This is a genomic window from Kitasatospora humi (assembly GCF_020907985.1).
Lineage (GTDB): Bacteria > Actinomycetota > Actinomycetes > Streptomycetales > Streptomycetaceae > Kitasatospora > Kitasatospora humi.
Genome location: NZ_JAJJPA010000100.1, coordinates 1 through 9,215 on the forward strand (window position 1 = coordinate 1; position 9,215 = coordinate 9,215).

5 protein-coding genes are annotated in these 9,215 nt (G+C 70.2%); 4 read left to right on the forward strand and 1 reads right to left on the reverse strand.

Features of this window, described 5'->3' with window-relative positions:
• The first annotated feature begins 182 nt into the window (after nt 1-182).
• The 4 genes from LN042_RS36085 (at nt 183) to LN042_RS36100 (ending at nt 7,997) form a co-directional block, all read left to right on the forward strand.
• On the forward strand, nt 183-3,002 hold the full coding sequence (locus LN042_RS36085) for a penicillin acylase family protein (protein ID WP_230055694.1): 2,820 nt from the start codon (nt 183-185) through the stop codon (nt 3,000-3,002).
• A gap of 108 nt (nt 3,003-3,110) precedes the next feature.
• On the forward strand, nt 3,111-3,815 hold the full coding sequence (locus LN042_RS36090; RefSeq protein WP_230055695.1) for a DUF899 family protein: 705 nt from the start codon (nt 3,111-3,113) through the stop codon (nt 3,813-3,815).
• A 141-nt stretch (nt 3,816-3,956) separates the two neighbouring features.
• Nucleotides 3,957-4,820 (forward strand): class II glutamine amidotransferase, encoded by an 864-nt coding sequence (locus LN042_RS36095; RefSeq protein WP_230055696.1) that lies wholly within the window; start codon nt 3,957-3,959, stop codon nt 4,818-4,820.
• Nucleotides 4,821-5,384: 564 nt separating this feature from the next.
• A complete protein-coding gene (locus tag LN042_RS36100; protein WP_230055697.1) occupies nt 5,385-7,997 on the forward strand; it encodes an FHA domain-containing protein in 2,613 nt (870 codons plus the stop codon).
• A 113-nt stretch (nt 7,998-8,110) separates the two neighbouring features.
• Here LN042_RS36100 and LN042_RS36105 read toward each other — a convergent pair whose 3' ends face one another.
• Nucleotides 8,111-8,770, reverse strand: coding sequence for a hypothetical protein (locus tag LN042_RS36105; protein WP_230055698.1), 660 nt, complete (start codon nt 8,768-8,770; stop codon nt 8,111-8,113).
• Nucleotides 8,771-9,215: the final 445 nt, after the last annotated feature.

Below are 9,215 nucleotides of genomic sequence, written 5' to 3' on the forward strand. Positions count from 1 at the left end.
CCCCCGCTGCCGCGCACCGCACCCTGCGGCCGGGCCCGTCGCGGCCCCGAATCCCCAAGAGTCGTCAAGACATGACAAATAATCACACCGAATCCGCGCGCAGGAGCTAGGCACCGACTGGAATCCGACTTACCGTCAGGTTTCCCTTCCCGCACAGCGAGGAGCTGATCGTGCCCCCACGCATGCCCTTGCGGAGTCGGCGGCAACACGCCGGTGACCGTCGCCCCATAGGAATCAGAACCGCCCTGGCCGCCACCCTGGCCGCCGCTCTGCTGGCTGCCGTTCCGGGCGCCGTGACCGCCCAGGCCGCCACCGGCCGGGTCACCGCCGCCAACGACTACTGCGCCGACCAGTGCAGCGACATCCTGCCCCCGGGCGAGAACGGCAACGCCACCCTCGCCGACATCCTCGCCAACAAGGTGTTCGGCACCAAGCCGGGCCACACCGACGACCAGCTCGGCCCCTATGCGTCGCTCGCGTCGAGCTACCCCGGCCTGACCAACGACAAGTTGAACAACTTCTTCAACGACGCCTCGTTCGGCGTCCCGGCCGGCCAGATCACCAGCACCAGCAACCCGCGCCCGGACGTCACCATCGTGCGCGACAACGTCGGCGTACCGCACATCACCGGCACGACCAGGTACGGCACCGAGTTCGGCGCCGGCTACGCGGCCGCCCAGGACCGGCTCTGGGTGATGGACCTGTTCCGGCACGTCGGCCGGGGCGAACTGTCCAGCTTCGCCGGCGGCGCGGCCGCCAACCGCCAACTGGAGCAGAGCTTCTGGCAGGCCGCACCCTACACCGAGGCCGAACTCCAGGCCCAGATAGACTCGTTGGCCAATCAGAACGACCGCACCAAGCAGGCCCTCGCGGACGCCCAGGCCTACGTCGACGGGATCAACCAGTACATCAGCGAGTCCTACAACGGCCGCTACTTCCCGGGCGAGTACGACCTGACCGGGCAGGTCAACGCCATCACCAACGCCGGTTCGATCCAGCCGTTCAAGCTGACCGACCTGGTCGCACTGGCCTCGGTGATCGGTGCGCTGTTCGGCTCCGGCGGCGGTGGCGAACTGCAGTCGGCCGCCGTCAAGCAGGCCGCCGAGGCCCGCTACGGCACCGCGGTCGGCGACCAGTTGTGGCTCTCGCTGCGCGAGGCCAACGATCCGGAGGCCGTCGCCACCGTGCACGACGGCCAGTCCTTCCCGTACGCGCTGCCGCCCGACAACCCGCAGGGCGTGGCCATGCCGGACGCGGGCTCGGTGGTTCCCGAGCAACTGATCTACAACGCCACCGGATCGGCCACCAGCAGCACCACGACCGCCACCGGCGTGCTGCCCGGCAATCTGCTGACCGCCAAGCACGGCATGTCCAACGCCCTTGTGGTGTCCGGCAAGTACACCGCCAGCGGGCACCCGGTGGCCGTCTTCGGGCCGCAGACCGGCTACTTCGCCCCACAGCTGCTGATGCTGGAGGAGCTGCAGGGTCCGGGGATCAGCGCCCGCGGTGCCGCCTTCGCCGGGCTGAGCTTCTACGTCGAGCTGGGCCGCGGCCAGGACTACGCGTGGAGCGCCACCTCGGCCGGGCAGGACATCACCGACACCTACGCCGTGCCGCTCTGCACCACCGACGGCTCCCCGGTGACGCTGGCCGCCGAGTCCTACCTCTACCACGGGGTCTGCACCCCGTTCGACAAGCTGGAGCGGGACGACTCCTGGTCGCCGACCACCGCCGACTCCACCCCGGCCGGCTCCTACTCGCTGGTGATGTACCGCTCGAACTACGGCCTGGTGACGGCCCGCGGCAAGGTCGGCGGGCAGCCGGTGGCATTCACCTCGCTGCGCTCCAGCTACAAGCACGAGGCGGACTCGATCGTCGGGTTCCAGATGCTCAACGATCCGTCCGTGGTGACGGGTCCGGCCGGCTTCCAGCAGGCGACGCAGAACATCAACTACACCTTCAACTGGTTCTACGCCGACTCCCAGCACACCGCCTACTACAACTCCGGGAACAACCCGGTGCGTGCTCCCGGCGTCGATGCCGGCCTGCCGATCATGGCCCAACCCGCCTACGAGTGGCAGGGTTTCGACCCGGCCACCAACACCGCCCAGTACACGCCGCCGTCCCAGCACCCGCAGTCGGTGGACCAGGACTACTACGTCTCCTGGAACAACAAGCAGGCCGCGGACTACGGTTCGGCCGGCTTCGGCGACGGCTCGGTGCACCGGGCCAATCTGCTGGACTCCCGGGTCAAGGCGCTGGTCGCCAAGGGCGGAGTGACCCGGGCCTCGCTCACCCAGGCGATGGAGGACGCCGCGGTCACCGACCTGCGCGGTGAGGACGTGCTGCCCGACCTGCTCAAGGTGATCAACAGCGCCCCGGTGACCGATCCCCAGCTCGCCTCGGTCGTACAGGAGTTGACCGCCTGGCAGGCGTCCGGCAGCAAGCGCTTGGAGACCTCCGCAGGCAGCCACGCCTACACCGATGCCACCGCGATCCAGGTGATGGACGCCTGGTGGCCGCTGGTCGCCGACGGCATCATGCACCCCGGCCTCGGCGACCAGGCCTACACCGCGCTGACCGGTGCGCTGCAGATCAACGAGTCGCCCTCGGGTGGGCAGACCGGGGCCACCAGCGGCTCGGTCAGCGCCAACGAGTCGATCCCGCACAAGGGTTCGTCGTTCCAGTACGGCTGGTGGAGCTACCTGGACAAGGACCTGCGCTCGGTGCTCGGCCAGCCGGTGGCCGGCCCGCTGTCCCAGCAGTTCTGCGGTGGCGGGCAGTTGGCGGCCTGCCGGACCGTACTGCTGAACACGCTGCAGCAGGCCGCCGCCGAGCCCGCGTCCCAGGTCTACCCGGGTGACAGCAGTTGCTCGGCCGGTGACCAGTGGTGCGCCGACGCGATCATCCAGCGTCCGCTGGGTGGGATCACCGACGCCACCACGACCTGGCAGAACCGGCCGACCTACCAGCAGGTGGTGGAGTTCCCGAACCACCGCTGATCCGGCCCGCCGAGTGGTGCGGGGGTGCCGCCGACCAGGGGCGCCCCCGCACCACCCGTCCGGCACACCCCGGTTGCCCGGCCCACTGCCCCGATCGAGGCTGGCCGCATGCCGTCAGTCTCGCCGTTCCACCCGTACGCCACCCGGTTGCCCAACGAGAGCCCCGAGTACGTCGAGGCCCGCGACCGACTGCAACGTGCCGAAATCGAGTTGATGCGGCAGCGGGAAGGTGTCGCGGAGAAGCGGCGTGCCCTGCCGCCCGGTCCGGCGGTGACCGACTACATCTTCCTGGAGGGGCCTGACCACCTCGACCAGGGCGACCTGCCGGTCCGCCCGGTGCAGCTCTCCGCGCTCTTCACCGAGCCCGGACGCCCCCTGCTGGCCTACCAGTTCATGTACGGCAAGAAGCAGGTCGACCCCTGCCCGATGTGCACCATGTGGCTCGACGGCTTCAACGGGGTGGTCGGCCACGTGCAGCGCCAGGTCGACTTCGTGGTGATCGCCGCCGCCGATCCGGAGCAGCTGCGGGAGCACGCCCGGCGGCGGCGCTGGGACCGGCTGCGGCTGCTCAGCTGCGGGGCCAACTCGTTCAAGTACGACTTGGGCAGCGAGGACGAGGCAGGCAACCAGGACTCGACGATCTCGGTCTTCACCAGGGACGGCGACGGGACCGTCCGCCACCAGTACTCGACCCGCCCGCGGATGGACGCGGATCTCGACCAGCGCGGCATCGACCTGCTCTCGCCGGTCTGGAGCCTGCTGGACCTCACCCCGCAGGGGCGCGGCGACTGGTACCCGGGACTGGATTACTGACCACTGCTGCCCGGGGCTCGATTGCCGACCGCTCCCCCGCTGCCGCCCAACGCGCCGCCGCCCGCACGCCGCCCTACCGTGGAGGGGACCGCATGCCTCGACGCCGTGCGCCGCGCCGCGCCGGCAAGGTGGTGAGAACCCATGTGCCGATGGCTGGCCTACTCCGGGACACCCATCCTGCTCGACGAACTGATCTACAAGCCGGAGCACTCCCTGATCGACCAGAGCCGCCACTCCCGACTGGGTGCCGAGACGACCAACGGGGACGGCTTCGGAGTCGGCTGGTACACCGACCCCGCGACCGACCCGCTCGACCCGGACGAGAGGCCGGCGTTGTTCCACGGTGTCGGCCCGGCCTGGAGCAACCGGAACCTGTACGACCTGGCGACCCACGTCCGCTCGCACCTTTTCTTCGCCCACATCCGGGCCAGCACCGGCACCGGTACCGCGGTCCAGGAGAGCAACTGCCACCCGTTCCGCTACGACCGGTGGCTGTGGATGCACAACGGCCTGATCAACCGCTTCCACGAGCTGCGCCGCGAGCTCATGCTCGCCGTGGACCCCTCCCTCTTCCCCTCCATCGAGGGCACCACCGACTCCGAAACCATGTTCTACCTCGCCCTCACCCTCGGTCTGCGGGACGACCCGCCGGGCGCGGTGGCACGCATGATCGGCATGGTGGAAGCCGCTGCCGACCACCACGGCATCCCCAACGCCATCAACATGACGGTCGCCGTCTCCGACGGCAGCAGCCTGTGGGCGTTCCGCTACTCCACCGAGCGCGCCAGCCGCTCCCTCTTCTACAGCACCGAGGTCGAGGCCCTGCGCGCCCTCCACCCCGAGGTCCGCCACCTGCGCCTGGTCTCCGACGAGACCCGCATCGTGGTGTCCGAACCCCTCGGCGACCTCCCCGGCGCCTGGAACCCCGTCCCCGAGGCGTCCTACGGCGTCATCCAGGAGGACGGCAACGACGCGATGCACCCCCTGGTGCCCGTGGCAGCCTGACGCGCTCGAGCACTCGCCCTCGAGCACTCGCCCAGCGGCCCCGCCCTGCAGGCCCGGGGCCGCTGTGCCAGCCCCCACCGGCCGACTCCGAGCAGTGCGCCGGCGCCCGCGGGATTCCTTCGCGCCACCAACCGGCGCGCGGTCGAGGCAACACCAGGACGCTTCGACGGTCACCCGCTTGCCTGCCGCCCCGGCCGGACGCCGATCCGCCCGCCCCGGCCGGACGCCGAGGCACAGCGTCTCGCCGGCCATCCTCCTGACACTGAGTCAGATCGCCGCGCCGGCAGGACGGATACCCGTTCACCGACATCGCCCCGGTGCGGCCCGGCGTGGGGGCGACGGTCGCCGGGGCGGGCTCCAGTCGGCTCGGTCGCAGCCTGGGGCCGTCGACGCGCGGTGCGACCGGCTCCCCGGCGACCGGGTCCGCCGCGTCGCCGATCGGCCCGTGCTTCCCGGTCCGGACCCCCGGGGCCTGCGCGGGCGAGCACTCGCGGAACCCGTGCCCGACCAGCCCCCTGAGCGCTGGAACCGCCCCCGCGTGCCGAAAGGTTTATGGTCGAATACATGGGAGAGCGACAGGTCGCGCCCATCGCGCCGGACCTGGTACTGACGAGCGACGGCGACTCGCGGGTCCTCACCCCGAGCCGCTCGTACCACGTCGGCCGCGACCCGGGCAGCGAGATTCCGCTCAGTGACCCCCGGGTGTCATGGCATCACGCGGTGCTGCACCTCGGCGACGGACACTGGATGTTGGACGATCTTGACAGCGCCAACGGCACCTGGTCCGAGGGCCGCCGGATCTCGCGTCTGGATCTCGGTGCCGACAGCGTCATCCGGTTCGGCAACCCCGGCGACGGCCCCGAGGTGGAGCTCACCGTGGCGCCGCAGCAGCCTGCCGTCCCGCGCCCCAGCGCACTGACCCCGATCACCGGGTCCTACCGGCCGCCCACCAGCATCCATCCGCTGGTCGCCCACACCCTGCGGATCGGCCGCGCACCCGACAACGACCTCGTCCTGACCGACCTCGAGGTCTCCCGCCACCACGCCGAACTGCACACGACCGCCGACGGCCGGTGCGCGATCACCGACCTGCACAGCCACAACGGCACCTATCTCAACGGTCAACCGGTGACGCAGGCCGTGATCGCTCCGGGGGACCTGCTGGGCATCGGCCACTCGGAGTTCTGCCTGGTCGACGGTGAGCTCCAGGAGTTCGTCGACACCGGCGACATCACCCTCGACGTGGCCGACCTGGTGGTCACGGTCGACGACGACCGCCGGCTGCTCGACGGGATCAGCTTCCCGGTCGGTCAGGACTGCCTGCTGGCGGTCACCGGACCGAGCGGCTCGGGCAAGTCCACCCTGCTGAACGCGCTCACCGGGCTCCGCCCCGCCGACGGCGGCACCGTGCGCTACGACGGTCGCGACCTCTACCGCGACTACGCCGAACTGCGCCACCGGATCGGGCTGGTGCCGCAGGACGACATCCTGCACACCCAGCTGACCGTTCGGCGCGCCCTGGGCTACGCCGCCGAACTGCGGTTCCCCGGCGACACCGGGGCGGCCGAGCGGACCGCCCGGGTCGAGGAGGTGATCGCCGAGCTGGGCCTGGACAAGCGGGCCGACCTGGTGGTCGCGAGCCTCTCCGGCGGCCAGCGCAAGCGGGTCAGCGTGGCACTGGAACTGCTCACCAAGCCGTCGCTGCTCTTCCTGGACGAGCCGACCTCCGGGCTGGACCCGGGCATGGACCGCTCGGTGATGCAGATGCTGCGGGGCTTGGCGGACGACGGTCGCACGGTCGTCGTGGTGACGCACAGCGTGCTGAGCCTCGATCTCTGCGACCGTCTGCTGATGCTCGCCCCGGGCGGTCGCACCGCGTACTACGGACCGCCCGGCGACGCCCTGGAGTACTTCGGCTGCACGCAGTGGCCGCAGGCGTTCGAGAACTTCGAGACCCAGGAGGACCGCGACTGGGAGGGTGAGTACCGGGCTTCGCCCGCGTACCGCCGGTACATCACGCCCATGCAGCGGCGCGAAGGCCCGGCCGCGCCCCCGGTGCCGATCGAGCTGCCGCCGCCGGAGGCGGCCGAGGAAGCCGGCGCGCCGCCACCGGGGCCGCCCGAGCAGCGCGACGTGCCGTCCGAGCCGGCCGAGCAGCGCAGCAGGTTGTCCGAACCAACCGAGCAGCGCAGCAGGCTGTCCGCGCCGGCCGGGCACCGCAGCCCGAGGACCCCGCTGCCCGTCGTGCGACGCCGTGCGCGGCCCGTGCCGCTACCGGCCAAGCCGCCCCCTCAGCCGCAGCGCTGGGACCGCCAGCTTGGCACCCTGGTGCGCCGCTACACCGCCGCGCTGGCCGCCGACCGCACCTTCGTGGTGATCATGATCGCCCTGCCGTTCGTGATGGGCGTGCTCGCCCGGGCACTGGCCGGCGGCAAGCTCACCCAGAGCAGTGCGTTCAGTGCGCTGCTGATCCTCTGCGTCGGCGGGGTGCTCACCGGCGCCGCCAATGCGGTCCGCGAACTGGTCAAGGAGCGGGTGATCTACCGGCGGGAGCGCGCCGTCGGACTGTCCCGATCGGCCTACCTCTGCTCGAAGGTGGTGGTGCTCGGCACGGTCACGGTGGTCCAGGCCGTGGTGCTCACCATGGTCGCGCTGGCCGGAGTGCGGCTCAGACCCCAGGGCGGCAGCGGGGTCTTCCTACCGCCGCTCGCCGAAATCATCATCATCATGGCGCTGCTCTCCTTCGCCGGAATGATGCTGGGACTACTGGTCTCCGCACTGGTCGGCAAGGAGGAGGCCACCATGCCGCTGCTGGTGCTGCTGGCCATCGTGCAGGTCGTCTTCACCGGCACCCAGCTGCGGCTGTACGGGGTGCCGGGGCTCGAACAGCTGTCCTGGTTGGTGCCGTCCCGCTGGGCCATGGCGGCGATGGCGGCCACCGTCGACCTACGAACCATCGCGCCCGGCAACAGCCTGGCCGCCGATCCCCTGTTCCGGCACAGCGCAGGGGTCTGGCTGCTGAGCGCGGGAATGCTGCTGGTGCTCAGCCTGGCCTACGGCTTGCTGGTCTACTGGCTGCTGCGCCGGATCGAACCGGCAGTCATGCGCCGCCGGGCCAGGAGACGCTCACCCGCCGGTCCCGGAAAGCCGGAAGCGGGCCGCGCCACCGCCCGCTGACCGCCCGCTGACCATGAGTTCGGCGCAACCGGCTTCCGTGAGGAGCGGCCCGAGCTGAGCGAGTCGTCCCGTGCCGTGCTCGTGTTGGCGGCGAGCTGGTCAGGCGTACCGCGTTACTCCTCGCCGACGGTCTGCAACTCGACGGGCCGGTCGGCCACGGCCACCGTCTGCGGCGTGGCCAGCAGCTTGTTCAGCCCGATGGTCAACTGCACGACGAACGCGCACAGCAGGACGGACAGGGCTATTCGGACCAGGCTGTAGATGGCGTCCACGTTCGCCGCGCTCTCGTAGTCGCCGTACGTTTGCAGGTTGGAGTTGGTCACGAATGACACGTAGACCGCGGCGAAAACCGACAGGAACCACGCGCCGTAGGTCCATACAACTCCGCGGCCGCCTGGCAGGGCCCTGATCCATCCCAGCCCGATGTCGGAGCGTGACATGGCGTTCGCGTGGCCGACGCGCACCCACCGCTGGTAGGCGTACATGACTGCCATGAAGGCCACGAAGCGAAACAGGTTCGTGGTGTTGATCGTTTGGAGTGCACTGTGGAAGGCCTGCCGGTCGTAGCCGTTGCCGGCGTCGGCCAAGGCCCACTGGTGTGCCCGCGTGCGCTCGGCGGAGAACCGCACGGCCTCGGTTCCGACGGCCACCGCGGCTGCGGCCAGTACCGTGACCAGTGGGCCCGTCATCGAAACCCGCCCCGGACTCACCCTCGACTGGACCAGCAACGCCGCCTTGTCGTTGCGACCGCGACGCTGCGGCGGCTTCGACAAGTCGCTCTCCTGCTGACAGACCGGACACAGCCCTTTGATCCCGTCAAAAGCAACTTCACGCTGCCGACACTTCCGGCACGTCAGTAGCATCCCGCGCCCCCTCTTGCTTCATCCCGATTTGAACGCCGCATCCTATTGGGTGCGCCAGAGAGGCGTCGACAGCTCTACGCAGTGAAGCTCGAGAACGGGTGCAGATCCCCCTGGGACGATCTGCACCCAACGCCGTAAGTAGATCGCCTACCATCGCGCAGACGCTGTACTGCTGCGAGTTGACCCCAGGACCGTTGACTACTGAGGTGGTGGACGCTGCGCCCCTCGGGGACGAAGGCGCACATGGTGATGGAGGTCCCGGGCCACTCGCAGATCACCGTGACCATTGAGTGACTCTGTCGGGGATCTTGGTATTCCTTGATCACTGTCCCTGGCGCCACCAGCGGGGGCGGGG

Bases quoted from the DNA above. Each gene is read 5' to 3' on its own strand.
- LN042_RS36090 (WP_230055695.1), top strand. From the start codon at position 3,111: ATGCCGTCAGTCTCGCCGTTCCACCCGTACGCCACCCGGTTGCCCAAC.
- LN042_RS36100 (WP_230055697.1), top strand. From the start codon at position 5,385: ATGGGAGAGCGACAGGTCGCGCCCATCGCGCCGGACCTGGTACTGACG.
- LN042_RS36095 (WP_230055696.1), top strand. From the start codon at position 3,957: ATGTGCCGATGGCTGGCCTACTCCGGGACACCCATCCTGCTCGACGAA.
- LN042_RS36085 (WP_230055694.1), top strand. From the start codon at position 183: ATGCCCTTGCGGAGTCGGCGGCAACACGCCGGTGACCGTCGCCCCATA.